13 protein-coding genes are annotated in these 17,490 nt (G+C 69.2%); 8 read left to right on the forward strand and 5 right to left on the reverse strand.

From position 1 onward, the window contains the following. Positions 1 to 15 precede the first annotated feature (15 nt). From O7623_RS31150 to O7623_RS31170, 5 genes are all read right to left on the reverse strand, one after another. On the reverse strand, positions 16 to 726 hold the full coding sequence (locus tag O7623_RS31150) for a hypothetical protein (RefSeq protein WP_348775118.1): 711 nt from the start codon (positions 724 to 726) through the stop codon (positions 16 to 18). A gap of 405 nt (positions 727 to 1,131) precedes the next feature. Then, a complete protein-coding gene (locus O7623_RS31155) occupies positions 1,132 to 2,310 on the reverse strand; it encodes an XRE family transcriptional regulator (RefSeq protein ID WP_282226484.1) in 1,179 nt (392 codons plus the stop codon). Then, positions 2,294 to 3,148 carry a hypothetical protein gene (locus O7623_RS31160; RefSeq protein ID WP_282226485.1) on the reverse strand — a complete coding sequence of 285 codons (855 nt, stop codon included), beginning with the start codon at positions 3,146 to 3,148 and terminating at the stop codon, positions 2,294 to 2,296. The genes O7623_RS31155 and O7623_RS31160 overlap by 17 nt, the downstream gene beginning before the upstream one ends. A gap of 711 nt (positions 3,149 to 3,859) precedes the next feature. Then, the gene (locus O7623_RS31165) at positions 3,860 to 4,651 is read right to left on the reverse strand and encodes an HNH endonuclease (RefSeq protein ID WP_282226486.1); all 792 of its coding nucleotides are present in this window, start codon (positions 4,649 to 4,651) and stop codon (positions 3,860 to 3,862) included. Between the two features lie 199 nt (positions 4,652 to 4,850). Further along, entirely contained in the window at positions 4,851 to 5,537 is a 687-nt protein-coding gene (locus O7623_RS31170; protein WP_282226487.1) for a hypothetical protein, read from the reverse strand. A 743-nt stretch (positions 5,538 to 6,280) separates the two neighbouring features. Here O7623_RS31170 and O7623_RS31175 point away from each other — a divergent pair. The 8 genes from O7623_RS31175 (at position 6,281) to O7623_RS31210 (ending at position 17,485) form a co-directional block, all read left to right on the forward strand. Next, positions 6,281 to 7,375 (forward strand): hypothetical protein, encoded by a 1,095-nt coding sequence (locus O7623_RS31175; RefSeq protein WP_282226488.1) that lies wholly within the window; start codon positions 6,281 to 6,283, stop codon positions 7,373 to 7,375. Between the two features lie 811 nt (positions 7,376 to 8,186). Next, positions 8,187 to 9,014, forward strand: coding sequence for a hypothetical protein (locus tag O7623_RS31180; protein WP_282226489.1), 828 nt, complete (start codon positions 8,187 to 8,189; stop codon positions 9,012 to 9,014). A gap of 286 nt (positions 9,015 to 9,300) precedes the next feature. Next, positions 9,301 to 9,747: a pilin gene (locus tag O7623_RS31185; protein WP_282226490.1), complete on the forward strand. Its 447-nt coding sequence runs from the start codon at positions 9,301 to 9,303 to the stop codon at positions 9,745 to 9,747. Further along, positions 9,747 to 11,798, forward strand: coding sequence for a hypothetical protein (locus O7623_RS31190; protein WP_282226491.1), 2,052 nt, complete (start codon positions 9,747 to 9,749; stop codon positions 11,796 to 11,798). The genes O7623_RS31185 and O7623_RS31190 overlap by 1 nt, the downstream gene beginning before the upstream one ends. Further along, on the forward strand, positions 11,795 to 12,721 hold the full coding sequence (locus O7623_RS31195) for a PrgI family protein (protein ID WP_282226492.1): 927 nt from the start codon (positions 11,795 to 11,797) through the stop codon (positions 12,719 to 12,721). Before O7623_RS31190 ends, O7623_RS31195 begins: the two co-directional genes overlap by 4 nt. Next, positions 12,718 to 14,511, forward strand: a complete 1,794-nt coding sequence (locus O7623_RS31200) for a DUF87 domain-containing protein (protein WP_282226493.1) — start codon at positions 12,718 to 12,720, stop codon at positions 14,509 to 14,511. The genes O7623_RS31195 and O7623_RS31200 overlap by 4 nt, the downstream gene beginning before the upstream one ends. A gap of 125 nt (positions 14,512 to 14,636) precedes the next feature. Continuing rightward, positions 14,637 to 15,887 carry a hypothetical protein gene (locus O7623_RS31205; RefSeq protein WP_282226494.1) on the forward strand — a complete coding sequence of 417 codons (1,251 nt, stop codon included), beginning with the start codon at positions 14,637 to 14,639 and terminating at the stop codon, positions 15,885 to 15,887. After that, complete coding sequence (locus O7623_RS31210; protein ID WP_282226495.1) at positions 15,884 to 17,485, forward strand: type IV secretory system conjugative DNA transfer family protein; 1,602 nt, start codon at positions 15,884 to 15,886, stop codon at positions 17,483 to 17,485. The genes O7623_RS31205 and O7623_RS31210 overlap by 4 nt, the downstream gene beginning before the upstream one ends. Positions 17,486 to 17,490 lie beyond the last annotated feature (5 nt).

Here is a 17,490-nt window from a genome sequence, read left to right on the forward strand (position 1 = left end):
AACGGCGGACGAGGCTCAGACACGGGCGTACTCCTCACCGGTGGCGGTGGTCCCGAACACGACAAGGTCCCGAACGACCGGAAGGTGCCGGCCGGCAAGCAGAGCTCGCCTGTCGTCGGCCCCGTCCGGATGTGCGGGGGCGGTGCGTGGCTCGTGCTCGGGCAGCGGGACGAGGACAGCGGGGATGTTCTGGTGGTAGAAGAGCCCGGCCGCGCGGGCAGCGGCGATGACCGTGGCGCGGCGGCTGAGCTCGCCCGGCTGATGCTGTCGGGGCGGGAGTCCGACGACCAGGAAGCCGCCGGGGCGTAGCAGGGGCCGCCAGGTGATCATGGCTGTGGCCGCGTCGTCCCGGGTGAGGGGCTGTGCTCCTTCGGGCAGGCTCGCCAGGATCAGGTCGACGCCGGTGCCAGGCTGTCGTGCTGCCCGACGCTCGGACGTGAGGAGCCGCACGGCCGGGCCGTGGCGAGCGGTGGACAGCCGGGCCGGCACTCGACGCAGATACATGGTCGCGGCGAGGGTGGCGGGGTGCGCGTCGAGGTCGAGCACAGCGTCGTCGACGTTGGTGTAGCGGCGGATGAGGTAGGCGAGGTGGTTCAGAGGAAGTCCGTGCCAGTCCCTCGGCATATGCCGGCCGAGGACACGCCGGATGTGGGTAGGCGGTAGGAGCAGACCGACTGGTACCGGCTGAGGCCGGTTACCGGGGGCGGTGGCGTGGGGCTTCGGCATGGGCGTGTGGGCCACGTCCGCCGACGAGCGCTGACACTAGGGGATTACAAATCCGGACCTCGGATTGGAAGTCCCGCCGCGCGCCGACCTTGGCGCCATGCCCGACGCCGAGGGTTGACCAAGGTCATCGGTGGTTGAACATGCAGGTCAGAGGGTGTCGGCGACGGGTTTCCGTGCAGAGCAGTGGCTTGGGCGAGTGGCGCTGAAGGACCTTGCGGTGCCGGTCGCCCCGGCGACGCATGTCCCATACTCACGATGAGTAACCGGAACTCCGTGTCCTGCGCGAATGCGTCTGCGAGCGCAACACCCACCCCGCGCCGCGACCCGCGCGGCTCGAAGGGCTCGGTGAAGATCCCGATCCGCCTCTGCCCTGTTGAGTAGGTATGCCGTCGGGGTTTTGGCCTCCTATGGCACCAGCCGCAGCACAGGCCGCTGCTCCTCCAGGTTCAGCAGGTCGCGGGTCCGCGACACCGACCAGCCCAGCTCGTGCGCGAGCGTGGGCAACGTCAGCCCGGTCTGCGCGGCGGCGAGCTCGAACGCTTGGCGCAACATGACCGGCTGCTCGCCGGGGTACCGGCTCACCGACTCGGTGACGAAGCCCGGCTGGCTGCGCAGCTGGGCGAGGTTGCGCCAGGCGCGGGCGGCCGCCTGATCCGACAGCAGCCCTACCTCCCTGCATCGGTAGAGCAGCGAATCGACGGACACGCCCCACACGCGTTGCAGGTCGGCAAGCCGGCGCAGGTCCACCCGGGCGGGCAGCTCGGGCATGACGCTGTCGCGCGGGGTTAGGAACTCCGCAGCGAACGCGTCCGCCTCGCGCTCGTGCTGCGTGTCGCCGGGTGCGGTGTCGCCGTGCAGGACCAGGTGCCCCAGCTCGTGCGCGGCAGTGAACCGGTACCGGTACACGTCGTCGGTGCGGTTCGCGGTGAGCACCATGATCGGGCGCAGGTAGGAGATGGAGAACGCGTCCACCTCGCGGTCGGCGCGGTCGCCCGACGGGGCATCGACCACGATGCCGTGCGTCTCCAGGTGCCGGACCAGGTGCGGGATCGGGCCGGTGCCCAGCCGCCAGTACGCACGCAGCGCACGAGCCGCCTCCACCGGGGAGCGGGGCAGGTCCACGCCTGAGTGCATCTCTCCGCCGGCGAAGCCCGGCAGGTCAACCGGAGGCAACTGGACCCGCTTCTCCAGGGCCAACGTCAACTCCCACACCTGCTTGACGTGCGCGACCGCCTTGTCCCGCTGCCAGGCACGGGCCGAGCGCAGGCTGCGGAAGTGCGCGCCGGAGGCGTCCAGACGGGCGTGCGGACGCCCGGACACGAAGAACGTGATCGGTACCCCCAGCGTGTCCGCCAGGAGCGGGATCAGCTCCGGCCGGGGCTTGGTCATCCCCGACTCGTACTGCCCCACCGCAGCCGGGGTCACCCGGATGGCCTCGGCGATCTCCTTCTTCGTCTTGCCCGCCAAGTGCCGCGCCTGCGTCAGCCGCGCCGCATCGAAAACCCGCGCTACCGCGCCCGGGGCCGGGTCGACGTCCGTTTTCCCGCTGGGAAGCAGGGAGAGCTGGTTACCGGTCCTTCTCATCGGCCTTCGGCGTCTCTGGCGCTCGCTCCGTGACAGGTGGGTACATCTCGCTGTTCTTCTGCTCGACCGGCGCGCGGGCCGACAGCGGCACCGAGGGCATGTCGCCATCATCGAACCGGGGGCCGGTGGCCGGTGCGCCGACGGGGCCGGTGAGGCGCGGGCCGGGAACCGGACCGAGCGGTCCCGTCGGGCCGTAGCCGCGACCCGCGGCGCCGCCTGCGTCCGTCGCGTTGAGCGGCAGCTGCTCGTAGTGTCCGGGCAGCCACCGCACGTACCCGCGGTCGCCCAGCTCACCCTCGCCCCACCAGGCGTTGAGGACACCGGCGCGGTCGTTGCTCGCGTAGGAGATGAGGACCAGCTTCGTGCCCTCGGGCACCCGGGTCAGGGCCAGTTGACGCTCCGACTGCTCAGACTCGTCGCCGTCCTGGTCGAACAGGCTGGCCTGGGTCAGCTCGGGACCGAACCGCTCGAACAGCTCCGCGATCAACCCGCTGATCTTCCGATCGCTGACCCGGGCGCGCTGGATCGGCACGTTGTCGGCCTTCGCATACCGGAAAGGGTAGATCAAGTTGCCCTCCAGCAGGACCAGCTCGTGCGGCGAGCCCTTGGGCTTGACGACCTCGGCACCGTCCATCTGTTTCAACGCGTCCACGATGCACTCGTACCGGCGGGCGGCCTGCGTGACGCCGAAAGTGAACAGCAACCTGCTCTTGGAGACCTTCTGCGCGTCCTGAGCGTCCGCGAGCGCTGCGTGCAGGGCGTCCACCACAGCCGCGCGCACGTGCGCCGCCCGCTCACCGAATCGCTGACGAGCCCACGTGCTGACAGGCTGATCCACCGCGCACTCCTTCGTGCCGCTTGACCGACGGGCACTACGTTAGCACCAGCACTTTAGTTGATCTTCATTATTGTTCTCTGGGTAGATCCCGGGCGTGTCGCGGTCAGCAGATCGGCCGTTGGTCTATCGCGGGTGAGGGCCGGACCACAGCCCGTTCTCGACCGTCTCGTCGGCCCGGTCGGCACAGAGCCGGGGCGCACCCTGGTCCTGGCTGGGCCCGGCCTTCCGGATGCCGCTGGCGACTTCGCCCTCATCCCGGAACATCCGCAAACCGGCGAACCGTGGCCGGTAGCTCCACCGTGAAGCCTGTTCCGCTGGCCTGGGACGCCTGGCGGCACATCGCCTTCCACCGACCCCCGAAACCGGTCGGGCGATCGGTCCCGATCCCGCCGGAGGCGCTGCCGGCACTGTTTCCGGGTCACCGGTTCGAGCCGGACGGACAAATCTTCCTCCGCGTCCTGGCCAGGCTCCCCGACTTCAGGCGGCCCCGACTGCGTGCCATCTGCGACCGAGGCCGCCCCTACAGCTACTCCTTCTACGCCTGCTGAGCGCCTGATTCGCATCGTTGCCGCACCCCACGCTCCGCCGGATGGACTCTCATCGGCGTGATTGGACGACACGCGCCACCTGTACGCCGACACGCTCTGTGGCCCCTGTTCGAGCGCCACCCATGCTCTGCGGCAAACGAGTGCGCCGATGAGGGGGCCGAGATCAGCCTGTCGAAGTGCGAGGCTTCGGGGTAACGGCCGTTACGACACCCGACATCGGTGTCCCGACCCGCATGGTCATAACGCGCCTGCCGATCTCACCAGGCGTGGCCGCCTGGTCCTCGCTGACCGGCGACCAGGAAACAAACAGTCGCCCGGCGAGCAGCACACCCTCCAGCGGGCCTTCCGGCCCGTGCACGACGGCGGTGACGACCGGGGCCGAGGTCAACGGCTCCGGTCCGAATCCGCGCAGGACGTGGAGGCGCCGGGCGATCTCGCTCGGCGTTACGTCGGCCCGGCTGGGCGCGTCACGGGCTGCCAGCAGGTCGGCGCGCACCTGGTCAGCCCGCGGGCCTTGGATGACATCGAACTTGATGCAGAGGGCGAGGTAGACGCACTTGAGCAGGGCAATTGACCACCGCTTGTGCTCCGGAACGTCGTACTGCATTTCGACGTCACCAGCGGCCAGGATCTCGGCGTAGATCTCGTCCGACTTGCCAGCTGGCAGGAGCACAAACTCGTCGTTGTCGGTCCGGCGCACCAGCAGCCGGCCGGTCTTACGCTTACCGCGTACGGTCTCCGAGGCGAACCACGTCGTCACCGCGCCCTCGTACCAGTCGAGCAGGTCCACCTCGACCTTGCTGCCGAAGTTGTTGTTGCACCGCTTGCACGTCCAGGTCATCACCTTGCCCCCGATACTGCCGGGCGGCACGTGCTCGGCTTCCGTCGCTGCCGGGTCACCGCAGATCGGGCATGCGTCGAAGCGCCGCGGTTGCAGCACCTCGACCAGCTCCAACTTCCCGCGTTCGGCCGGACCGGGCGTCTCGTTCGTCGCGTCCAGGCCTCGGCTGTCGGACAGCCGGATGGAGATCGAGTCGGGTGCGGGTTTATGCTTCGCCATCCAACGAGGCTATCGGCTCGTGTGTCAACGCTTTTCGCTACGCGCGCTGGCGGGATGACCGATGCGCTGCACCCTGGCGAGCCGGCCGAGCGTCCTAGACGAATGCGCTGGAGAAGTGCTCGCGTAGCTCGCCTTCCAGCGCGGCGACGGCACCCGACGCGAGGCCGTGGTAGCTCGTGATGGTGTTGAGCGAAAGCCAAAACGGCACCAGGAGCACGAAGGCGAGCCGGCCGATCTCGTCGGCGCTGACCGATCGGATGGTTTGGCCCTCGGCACCAACGCCTAAGCCGGGCGTGGCGATGAGCCCTTGAGGGTGTGCGCGGACCGAGAGGTGTTTGTAGAGCCATCGCCCGTCAACGGAGGCGCCGGACCGTTCGAGCCACCGGCCGGCGACTTCCGTCCAGCTCTCGTACCGCACGCCCTCGACGCTCCAACTGCCGGCCTCGGCCAAGTCGACGTCATCGAACAGCCCTTGTACGGACCTCTTCAGCACCCGCCATGACGCCTTCAGCGATGCGATGTCGCCGGCCGCCGCAACCTGGTCCGGTCGGTATCGTGCCGCGTCTTTGAGGTGGTGCAAGCTGGTGAGTTCCATCAATCGCCCGCGGGCGCATCGCTGCCGCAACGGGACTTCGGGCTCAAGGAGCCAGAACGCCCGCATGCCGAACTCGAACGCCGAGCGGGCGAGGCTGTAGATCGACTCGAAGATCTCGCCGGCCTCCATGAGGATCCCGACCGAGACGCAGAGGTCCGCCTGCTGGCGAACGAGGGTGACCGCCATCGTCCGCGTCTGCGGCGCCAGCCACTCGGGCCACGGTCCGTTCGGTCCGGTCTCCGCCGTGCCGAAGTGAGCGTGAGCTTGCGAGCCAGGCCTCACGTCAGCCAGGCCCTCGTCCCACGCTGCCAGGTAGACGTCACGGCACGTACGCAACAAGCGGGCGGGGGCCGCTACGCGCTCAGGAACCGTAGTCATGGACGTGCAGGGTACGGCGGCCTCGGCGCTCCTCCAACCCGATTTAGCTGAGGTGCCCGACGCGTTGTATCTGCAACCGACCGCCACCCGTGACAGCACGAAAAGTGACGATCCCGCGCACGGCGACGCAGCATCAACGCGGCAGACCAGTGCCCCGTTACGACCTTCGTGAGTTTGAACTCGGTAGCGGTTGCCGCTGCAGTCGGATAGTCTGCCCAATCTGGGAGGTAAGAACGAACCCGCGGAGGCGGTTCATGACATTGACCCGTAGGGGGTATAGGAGTTTTGCTGCCCATAGTCTCGCAATCAGGAACTCATTCATCCTGGTGCTCGACTAAGCGTAGCGGTGACCTCCGCTCGCCGAACATTATCGGCAGCATCTGAAACCATGGACCGACAGGAACACTAGCCGGACTCAATCGACCTGAAGGTGGACGGGCTATCCGCGTGAAATGGTTCCGAATTTAGGAGTCTCGATGACTGAATTGCCCCACGATCAGGGGACAACCTTTCCGCTCCATGTCCCGATCCGCCCTGGGCGAGGAATCGACATGAATGAGCTTCGCGGCTGGGCGGCGCGAAAGCTGATGCACGAGGACGGGAAATGGGTAGCTGACCTCGCCCGTTCGACAGCCTTAGATAACCTCGTCGCGGCCTACGTGGGCTTGTTCTTAAGCCATCACTTCGTTCGCATCGCACACGAGGGTGCGACGGCGATCCGCTCCACCTCCAGCTATGTGGGTATCCCGGAGTTCGCTACCCAACTGTCTAATCAATACACAGCGATCACCGCCCGCAGCCGGCATACGACTAAGATCCTGGACGACACCAAGAAAACTATGCCCGATGTGCTGGCGGAGTTCCGCGAGGAACTGGTCATGCATCGAAACGCCTTCACCGGTAAGGCCAAGTGGTGGGCCCGCTGGGCAGAGTCGGACCTGGGCCTGTACTTCCTTGGCGACTCGCTCATAGGCGCTACAGTGCCAGCCTCGTATCGGCTGGGGATAAATCCATGCGACCAGGCTGTCGGCAAGACCGGCCAGGCACTAGCTGAGGTCTCAAGGGAATGGGGCGGCGCAGTCGCCGCGATGTGCGGTGCCACATTCATTAATGACGGGCCCGAGGCCACCATCGACTTCTCAAGTCTGACGATCCGGACACGCGATTGCCTCGCGGATCAGTACCTTGCCGGCCGATTCGAGACCCTTTTTTCGCTGGAGTTGAAACTGCTGTTGCTTCTGATTGAAGGCGATCTCAATACATCCAGACTTGTTCTGCCACTTACTGCCCACAGGCACCAGGGAGCAGTGTTTCGAGCGCAGACGATAACCGCGTACCATTGTCTGACGGCACTTCGCCGGATCGCTGGCTTGTATCCAGACTTAGTGTCACCAGCTATCACTCAGCTACGGACAATACTCGATACCGATTCAGCCAAACGAGTCACTTCGGCCGCAGGCCTGAGGATCCGAAACCGATGCGTTCACTATGAAATGAACGATCCAAGGTTTCAGCCGAACTTGACGATGCCAATGTGTGGCCTAGTTGAGGCTCTGCTCCCGGGACATACCTTTGCATCATTCGCGTCGGATGTAAGTGAGGTAACGGCGGTGGTCGCAAAGTTCTTAGCGAGGTGGCATCCGTAGCAGAGGGCGTGGGGGTTCCAACTTTCCTGAACGCCCCGGCGATTACCGGCGCGCGCGTTTCGGCAGTAAGATATGCAGCTTATGTATATCGCAATCCAACTGCAATAGCTGCCGCCGCTATCGCCGTTACCGGCGAATGGGGAAGGGAATGCACGCTCATCGACAGATCCGGACCCGCTGCCGGGTTGGCCGACATGACTGACTGTAGTTGCTCTTTGCGGAGCAATCTCGGCCGTGAGCCACAGCCGCACTTGCAGATGTCGATAGCTGCCGGGTGCTCGGTGGCATACCCGGCTCTGCACTCGAAGCCGTACGCCGACAGGGGGCATTGATGTGCTCCGCTTGTGCCACCCGGTCGGGCAGGTGACCGCAACGGTGCCGCGACCGGTTGAACAAGATCGCTGGCCGGATTGAACAAGATCCTTGTCTGCTTGAACATGACCGGGCTCACCGCCTCGGCTTGAACACGATCAGTTCGGGCCGAGTTCGGGGCCTCGCCTGGTCCTCCAGCTACATCCGTATAGGTGGATCTGTTGCGGCGTGTTCAAGTCGGCTGCCTCGAAGCGGCGACGGCCGGCGTGGAGGGCGTTGAACAGCCCGACCACGGGTTGAACATCCTCAGCCGGGTGTCGGTCGGCTGCCGCCAGGCGCATCGAGGAGGGCTGGCGGTGTTCAGGTTGAACACGTGTCGAGACCGCTTGAACAAAGTCACCAGTGTCCATGATCTGTGCAAAGTCCCTGGTGGCGTGGTGGCACAGCGCCGACCGGTACTCCCGCCGGACGGCCACGGTCATCACGAGGGAGCACCACCATGGACCTTCGTACCCCTGTCCCTGTCACCGCGCCGGCAGTTTCCTGGCGCGGCGAGACGTTGCTCAACGACATCGAGTGCCGGTTCCGGCTGATGGGGCAGGGACCGAGCCCGTTGTCCGTAGACGGTGGCAGCCTCGGCCTGGGTCTGCCCCGCCGGGCCATCGCGCTGCCCGAGTTGTCGGCGATCCTGATGCACCCGTCCTGTAGTTACGTCGCCCGGGACGCGGTGTGGCGTCTGCTGGTGCAGCGTGCCCGCACGGGAGATTCGGCGTGGCGTGCCAGTGCGGTCGGTGTCGCGTTGCCGGGCCTGCGGTTCAAGGCGTACCTGCTGGCCAAGCTGTTCACCGGTGACGTGCAGGCCGCCATCGTGGAGCACTTTCTCCGCGCTCTCGGCACGGTCGACGTGGCGCGGCCGGGCGTGGTCGGGAACCTGCTGTCCGCCGCGTTTTCGAAGGCCCGCGCCGAGCTGCGCGACCTGGAGCCCGCCTCGGCCGGGGTGCCGAACCACGCCCCGGGGACAGTGTCGCCGCCGGCCCCGTACGGGCACCCGGACCTCGTCCTGGCCCGCGCGGTCACCGCCGGGGTCATCACCGTGCAGGAGGCGGAACTGATCGGCGTGACCTATCTGGAGGAGGTCAGTCTCACCGCGTACGCCGAGCGGACCGGCCAGCCGCGTTGGAACCTCTACAAGCGGCGTACGGCCGCCGTCGCCCGGCTGAGGGCCGCGATCGAGTCCGGCGCGCTGTCGGACCCGTACGCCGATGCGGTCAACGAGGCCACCTCGACGGTGGCCCTCGACGCCCCGACCGCCCGCAAGCGTCCGTGAACAGACAGCCTGAGCTGCGGCTTTCCAATCCATGGCCCGGATTTGTAATCCCCTAGTGCGGGACTCTTCCGCGCAGGTGACCTTGTTCCGACCGGACCGCTGACGGCGCTGACACCCGTACGGTCCCCGCCCACCCGCCGCTTCTGGTGAGGAGGACGGCCGCGCCGGTCGACATCACAGGTCACCTATGGGCGCACCGCCCGGTCCCGCCTTCGCCAACGCCTATTCGCGCACCCATGCCCCACTGCGGGCTGCTGAGGCGTGCGCACCGGAGGTGCCCCATCCCATGAATCCCAACCTCTCTGTGCGTCTCGGGGCGGCGGTTCGCCGCCGCCCCGGGATCGCCGGGTGGGGACGGCAGTTCGTCCGCCGTGCCCACCGAGACCTGTCTCGTACGGCCTGCGCCTGGCTGAGGCTGCTCGGTGTCGCCGCGGTGACGGTTGCCTTCGTCGCCGTCCCTGCAGCGGCGTACGGGGCCGAGTCTGCCTCGGTGGTGCTGGCCGCCGAGTCGATCCAGCAGGTCGCCAACAACATCCGCACCTGGCTAGTCGGCATCCTCGTCGCCGTCGCCACGCTGTTCCTGACCGTCGGCGGCCTGCGGTACCTGGCCGCCAACGGTGACCCCGGCGAGGTGGAGAAGGCCAAGCTCGCGCTGCGGTCCGCCGCGATCGGTTACGCCCTTGCGCTGCTCGCGCCGCTGTTCGTGACCATCGTCGGCGCGTGGGTGGCCTGATGCGTACCTTCGCGTTCCGACCCCGTCGGGTGATCCGGCCGATGGCGTTGCTGCTGCTCGGCGTCGTGATCTTCGCCGGTCTGGCCCTGACCTGGGCTGAACCCGTGCATGCCCAGCCGAGCCCGGCACCTGGGCCGCCTGCGACCACGCCCGGCGTGCCTGACCCCGGTGTCGAGCCGTCTCCTTCCGTGCCGGCGCCCGCGCCCGGCCCGGCTCCGACTCCGGGGCAGCCGGTGCCGGAGGTTGATGACGATCCGGCCTGGTACGACGTCGGCGGCCAGATCCGCAAGGCCGTCGTGGACCTGGTCGTCTGGGCTGCCATGCAGGCACTGGAGCCGGTGATGGAGGCCCTCGGCGCGTCGTGGCTGTCCACCCCGGACCTCACCGTGAATGAGCATGTACGGGCGATCTGGACGACCAGTCTGATCGTCGCCAACGGCGTCGTCGTGCTGTTCATCGTCGCCGGAGGGTTCCTGGTCACCGCGAGGGAGACCCTCCAGACGCAGTACGGACTCAGGCAGGTGCTGCCCCGTATCGCCGTTGGTGTGGTGCTGGCCAACTGCAGTCTGATCATCGGTCAGAAGGCCATCGAGTTGACCAACGCTCTGACCGTGGCTATCGCCGGTAGCACGATCGACGGGCCGAGCGCCGCGATGGCGATCCGGCAGGTCGTGGATGAAGCCCTGCAAGGTCAGGGGTTCCTGATGGCGTTGCTGGTCATCGCGGTGATCGTGATGTGCCTCGTTGTGGAGTTCACGTTCGTGCTGCGGTTGGCGGCGCTGGTCATCCTGTTCGGGGTCGCCCCGGCGGCGTTGATCTGCCACGCCAGCCCGCTTACCGAGGGCGTGGCCCAGCTGTGGTGGCGCTGCGTCCTGGCCTGCTTCGGTCTGCAACTCGGTCAGGCCATCGTCGTCATGGCCGCCGTGAAGGTGTTCCTCACCCCTGCCGGGCCGACCGTGATGGGCGTGCCCGCGACCGGGCAAGGGCTCCTCGGCGTCGTGGTGTGCCTGACGATGCTGTGGCTGTTGATCAAGCTGCCGGGCTGGATGCGGCAGTTCGTCCTCGGTCCGCTCGGCTCCAACGGTCGGGGTCTGATCGGTCAGCTCGTCCACGCCTTCGTGATGGTCAAGACGATCGGGGCGGCGGCCGGTGTCCTGGGCGGCGCGAGCGCCGGACGGACCGCCGGCCGTCCGGCAGCGCTTCGTCCGCCGGGTCCTCGTCCGTCGCCCGGCGGTCCCCGTCCGCCCCGTCCACCTCGGCCGCCCCGTCCGGGGACGGCTCCGGTCCCGCCGTCCCCGCCGGGACCGGTGGCCTTCAGCCACGCCTCGGCCGTCCACACGCCGCTGCCGGTGCCGTCCGGAACGGGCACAGCCCCGGCCTTCAGCCACCCGACGGCACCGCCCACCCCGTCGCCGTCACCGTCCGGCGGCGTCTCGGCCGTGCAGTTCTCCCACCCGGCCTCACCCCAGCCGCATCCGGCGGCACCGGCCGCGCCACCGGCGCGGGTCGCCTTCAGCGACACCACGACCACGGCCCCGAGACCAGCACCTGGCGGCCCGGCACCAGCGGTGACGTTCTCGGCCGCACCAGCGCGGCAGAGCGCGCCACGCAGGCCACCTGCCCCGGGCACGCCGGTGTTCTCCGCAGCTCCGGCCACCCCGCCAGCCGGCAGGTCACGACGCACCTCGACCCCCGGGACACGGCCCACGGCGGCGCGGCGCGCCACCCCGAGCGGGCAAGCCACCTCCAGCACTGGCACCCCGTCCGCCGCCACTGTGGCCGCTGCTCGGCGGGCACCGGCCACCAGTACGCCCCGGACCCGTCCACCGGCTCCGTCCGTACTGCCGTCCCCTGACGGTCGGGGGTCGGCGGCCGTGGCCCCGCCGACGCGCCCGTCCCAGTCCCCGTCGGCAAGGCCGTCCCCGCCGGACGGGGCGATCTCGGCGGGTCCGACCGCAGCCGGTACTGGACCGTCCCCGTCCCCGCCGCCAGTTCGGTCGTCCGCTCCGGCGCGGCGTCCGTCCCCGAAACCGAGAGGTGATCAGCGATGAGCCGCCGCAACGACGAGGCCCCGATGCGGGCGCGGGTTCCCACAGATATCGAGCGGGCTGATCGGATCGCGTTCGGTATGTCCGGTCGGCAGTTGATGATCCTGGCCATCGCGGGTCTGCTGCTGTATGCGGCGTGGACGGCGGTGGCCACGGTGGTGCATCCGCTGGTGTTCCTCGCGGGCGCGATCCCGGTCGCCGCCGGGGCGTTCCTCCTCGCGGTCGGCCGCCGGGATGGCATCAGCCTCGACGCCTGGGTCCTCGCGGCGCTGCGGCACCGCCGCAGCCCGCGTCGGCTCGTGCCGGCCGACGGGCCGGTCATCCCGGCCCCGGCGTGGGTGCAGACCACCGCCGGGCCGGGTGACCGGCTACCGCTGCCCGCACCGTTACGGCTACCGGCGAAGGGCATCACGCCGGAAGGGCTCATCGATCTCGGTTCGGACGGCACCACAGGCCTGGTCGCCGCCTCGACGGTGGCGTTCGGTCTGCGTACGGCGGGCGAGCAGAACGGTCTGGTGGCCGGGTTCGCGCGGTGGTTGCACAGCCTCGACGGCCCGGTACAGATCGTGGTGCGGGCGCAGCGGGTCGACCTGACCTACCTCGCTGACCGGTTCCTCAACGCCGCTCCGGGACTGCCGCATCCCGCGTTGGAGGACGCTGCCAACGCCCACGCCCGGTTTCTCGACGACCTGGCCGCGCGGCGGGAGCTGCTGCACCGGCAGATCACCGTCGCGGTGCGGAGTCGACGCGGCGCGCACCACGCCGCCCACACAGCGGCGGAGGCGGCTCGTGCTCTCGCCGGTTGCGAGGTTCCCGCCCGGGTCCTCGACGGACCGGACGCGGCGGTGCGGCTCGCGGCCAGCCTCGACCCCGCCGCCCCACCCCTCGTGTCCTACACCCCATCTGACGGAGGTGAGCAGCGGTGAACCTGTTCTCCGCACTACGGCCAAAGCGGCGGCCCGCTGTGCCCGAATCGGCCGCGGTCCTGCCCGGCTCACCGGACGCCGTCGAGGTCGACGGCCGGCACGTGCGGGTCGGGGACGGCTACAGCGCCACCCTGGCTGTCGTGGGCTATCCGGCCGAGGTCGGCCCGGGGTGGGCCGAGCCGATCCTGGCCTACCCGGGCCTGGTTGACGCCGCCTTCCACATCGAGCCCGTCGCGCCGGCGGTGGCCGCACAGCGGCTGCGCAAGCAGCGCGGCCGGTTCGAGTCCTCCCGGCGGCAGGACGCGGCCAAGGGCCGCCTTGACGATCCGGAGCTCGACGCTGCCTCGGCCGACGCCGCCGAGTTGGCCGCCCGTGTCGCCCGAGGCGAAGCGAGGTTGTTCCGTCTAAGTCTGTACCTGACCGTGCACGGCACCACCCCAGACGAGTTGGCTGATCGGGTGGTCGAGGTGCGGTCGTTGGCCGCGTCGCTGCTGCTGGAGACCGCGCCGGTGACGTGGCGGCAGTTGCAGGGCTGGATCAGTGGCCTTCCTCTGGCGTTCGACGCGCTCGGGATGAAACGGGTCTTCGACACCGCCGCCCTCGCCGCGAGCTTTCCGTTCACGTCACCGGACCTGCCCGACACCGCCGCCGACAGCGGCATGGGTGTGCTGTTCGGGTTGAACCTGCACTCGGCCGGGGTGGTCGTCTGGGACCGGTGGGCGCAGTCCAACTACAACGCCGTCATCCTCGCCCGCTCCGGGGAAGGCAAGTCGTACCTGGCCAAGCTCGACCTGTTGCGCAACCTGTGCCTCGGCGTGGAGGCGTTCGTCATCGACCCCGAAGACGAATACCTGCGGCTGGCCGACGCCGTCGGTGGCACCGTCATCCGCCTCGGCGCCGCAGGCGTGAAGATCAACCCCCTCGACCTGCCGCCCGGCGACGATGACGCCCTCAACGACCGGGCACGGTTCATGCACACACTCGTGACCGTGATGGGCAGCGGTGACACCGCCGCCAGCGCGCCCTTGCCCGGCGACGAAGCCCGCTCGCTCGACGTCGCGGTGCTCGCCGCGTACCGGGCCAAGGGCATCACCACCGACCCGCGCACCTGGCGACGCCCGGCACCGCTGCTCGCTGACGTGACGGCAGCTCTGGAGGACACCGACGACGCCGGCCGGCGAGTCGCCGCCCGCCTGCACCCCTACATCGCCGGCAGCATGAAGGGCCTGTTCGACGGACCGACCACCACCGCCCCGATCGGGCACCTGGTGGTGTTCGCCATCAAGGACCTCCCCGAACAGCTTCACCCGGTCGGCACCCTGCTCACCCTGGACACGATCTGGCGCACCGTACGCGGCGCGACCGCCTCCGGAGCCGGCCCGGACATGCTGCGGATGGTGCTGGTGGACGAGGCGTGGAAACTGCTGTCCGGCGGACGCGGCGGCGTGTTCCTGGAAACCCTGGCCAAGTCCGCCCGCAAGTACGGCGTCGGTCTGACCGTCGTGACCCAGGACGCCGCTGACGTGCTCGCCACCAAGACCGGCCGCGCCGTCGTCTCCAACGCCACCACCCAGGTGCTGCTGCGGCAGGCGCCGCAGGCGATCGACGCCGTAGCCGAGGCGTTCGGCCTCACCGACGGCGAGCGAGCGTTCCTGCTGTCCTGCCAACGCGGAGACGCCCTCCTCACAGCCGGCTCGGCGCGAGTGGCATTCCACAGCCACGCCTCCACCACCGAGCACGAATTGATCGTCACCGGCCCGGTCACCGGCGCACCGGCCCGCCGCCGCTGAGTCTCTTCCGTCCGCCGATCGGAGTCCCGATGTTTCCCGTCCCTGTCCTGTCCGCATCCCTGCCGTCGTCTTCTGCGGACCCTGCCGTGTGTGTGCCCGGCCAGGGCGGTGTGCCCGACTCGGTCGTGGGCGAGCTGCTGTGCGGTTCCTGGGGCGGCGACGCCACCGATGCTGTGTGGCGTCTCGCCCGCGACCGATGGCCGCTACTCCTGACCACCCTGGCCGTCCTCATCGCAGTGCGGGTCGCCTGGATGCTGTGGCGGCGGCACGTCTGGCGGCGGCACGCCGCCGAAGCGCGATGGCTGGAGATCACTCCACCGGTGACCGCCACCCCGGCTGCGACGGTCGGCCTGTGGCGGCTACTCGCCACGGTGTTGCCCGCGCCGCGCCGGTGGGCGCTGCGCCCGGCCCGGCTCGTCTGGGAAGTCGCCGCCGACCCGGAAGAGATGCGCTGCGGGCTATGGCTGCCACCCGGGGTCAACCCGACCGCCGTCGTACGGCTGCTGCAACGCGGCTGGCCCGGCGTACGGGCCGAACAGACCCGCCCACCGGCCGTCCCGACGACCGGGGCCGTCGCCGCCCTCGCGGTCTGGCCGACGCAGCCGGAATGGCTGCCCCTGGTCGAAGACCTGGCCCCGCCAACTCGCCGAGGCACAGACGCAGGTGCTCCGGAAGAGGACCGGCTACGGGGGGTCTACGGCGGGCTGGCCTCAGCCGGGCGCACCGGCGGCGCGCTCCTGCAGGTCCACCTCGGCAGGGCACCGACTCACCGGCTGCGGCTGCTGCGCCGTGCGATGACCAACCCGCAGCGCGTCCACCGCCCCCGAGGTGTTTCCCGCGTCGCTGGGCTGCTCGCCGACGGGCTACGCGCGCTGATCATCGGCATGCTGGACATCTTCACGCCCGGCCCGTCGAGTCCGAAGCGACGCACCAATCCGAGCGACCCGTACACCGCAGAGCTGGCCCGGCGGGCACGGGCCAAATACGCCGACGTACCTCACCTACTTGTCGCTGTACACGCAGTTGCCACCGGCCCCACCATGCCTGCCGCTCGCGCTGCCGCCGCTGATATCAGCTCCGGGTTCGGGCTGCTGTCGGCGCACTTCACCCGACGCAGGCTCCGGCATGGTGCGGTCGCGGCGGCCGACCGGTGGGTGCCCGAGGCTCGAATGAGCCTCGTCTCCGTCGCGGAAGCCGCCGCCCTCGCCGGGCTGCCCGCCGAACCGGCCGCCTACGGCCTACCCGGCGCGGCGTCACGCCGCCGGGCCGCGACCCGCGACATCTTCCGTGCCACCCAGCAGGACACACGCCACCGCGCGGCAGTCCATGCCGCGCCCGACGCCGACGACCCGCCAACCGCGTGGAGCACCTCATGAGCAAGACCAACCCCAAGGCCGTGGCACCCACCTCCAGCCCGGAAGGCCCCAGGCTGAACCTGGTGCCTGTCAAGGAACGGCAGGGCTTGGGAGGCAAGGTCATCGGTGTCGCCAACGCCGGACCGGCTATGCGGGTCGGCATCTCCCTGACCGACTGCCGGTACCACCTTCACGCGCTCGGGCCGACCGGCACGGGCAAGACGACCCTGCTGATGCGGATGATCCTCGACGACGTTGAGGCCGGGCGTGGGGTGGCCGCGTTCGATCCGGCCAAGGGCGACCTCATCCGAGACCTGCTCGCCCGGCTACCGAAGGAATGCGGTGACCGCCTGGTCCTCATCGACCCGGACGAACACACCGCGCCACCGGCAATCAACCTGCTCGACCCGGCCGTACACGGCGGCAGCCCGCACGACGTCGCCGCCAACCTGACGGCGGTGATGGCGAAGGTGTGGGCCCGCTGGTGGGGCCACCGCACCGCCGACATCTGCTACCACGGCCTGCTCACCCTCGCCCACGTCGAAGGCGCCACCCTCGCCCAACTACCGCGGCTGCTGTCCGACTCGAAGTGGCGGACCAGCCGGGTCAACACGGCCACCAGCAAGCTGAACGCGTGGGAAGGCAACACCCTCGGCGAATTCTGGGAAGGGTTCAACGAACTACCCGCCACCCAACGCTCCGGCCTCGTCGCCCCGCTGCTCTCCCGGCTGCGCCTCGTACTGGCGCACCCCATGGCGGCGTCGCTGTTCGGGGTGCCGGCCACCACGTTCTCCTTCGCCGACATCCTCGACGGCGGCGTCCTGCTCGCCCGGCTGCCCAAGGGAGTCCTCGGTGAGGACGGCACCCGCCTGGTCGGCTCGCTGCTGCTGGCGGGGCTGTGGCAGGCGACCACCGCCCGCGCTCGTATCCCCGAGGACGACCGCCCCGACGCGATGATCGTGTTGGACGAGTGCCACAACTTCCTGCACCTGCCGATCGGGATCGATGACGCCCTCGCCGAGGCCCGCGGCTTGCACACCTCGTTCGTCCTCGCCCATCAGTACCTGGGCCAACTGTCCGGAGACATGGTCGAGGCGATCGACGCCAACGCCCGCAACAAGGTGTACTTCGCCCTCGCACCCCGCGACGCCATCGACCAGGCCCGGCACCTACGCCCGTACCTCGACGACGGGGACCTGATCCGCCTCGGCGGCTACGAAGTCGTCCTGCGCCCGGTCGCCGGCGGCCGGGTCGTCCCACCGGTCACCGCCGACACCGAACCTCCACCACCGGCCGTCAAGGGGCGTGCCGGCGACCTGCGCCGCGCGGCCCGCGATCACACCGGCTTGCCGGTGGAGGAGCGACGACGGCTACTTGCCGAAGCCGCTACCGCCTCGGCCCGCCCCGAGTCCTCCGCCCCGGTCGATACCGCTGCTGCTCCTGACCTGGTGGGCCGTAACACCTTCGCTGTTCAGGGCGAGGGGTCTAACGAGAGTTCTAACGAGCGATCCAACGAGGAACGCAACGACCACGAACAGCCGGGTGAACACGCCCCCTTGAACACCTCGTACGCGCACGTGGACGGCGGTGAGGAGGACCCGTGGACCGGAACCGACTGATAAGA

It is taken from the genome of Solwaraspora sp. WMMD791 (genome assembly GCF_029581195.1).
Classification (GTDB): domain Bacteria; phylum Actinomycetota; class Actinomycetes; order Mycobacteriales; family Micromonosporaceae; genus Micromonospora_E.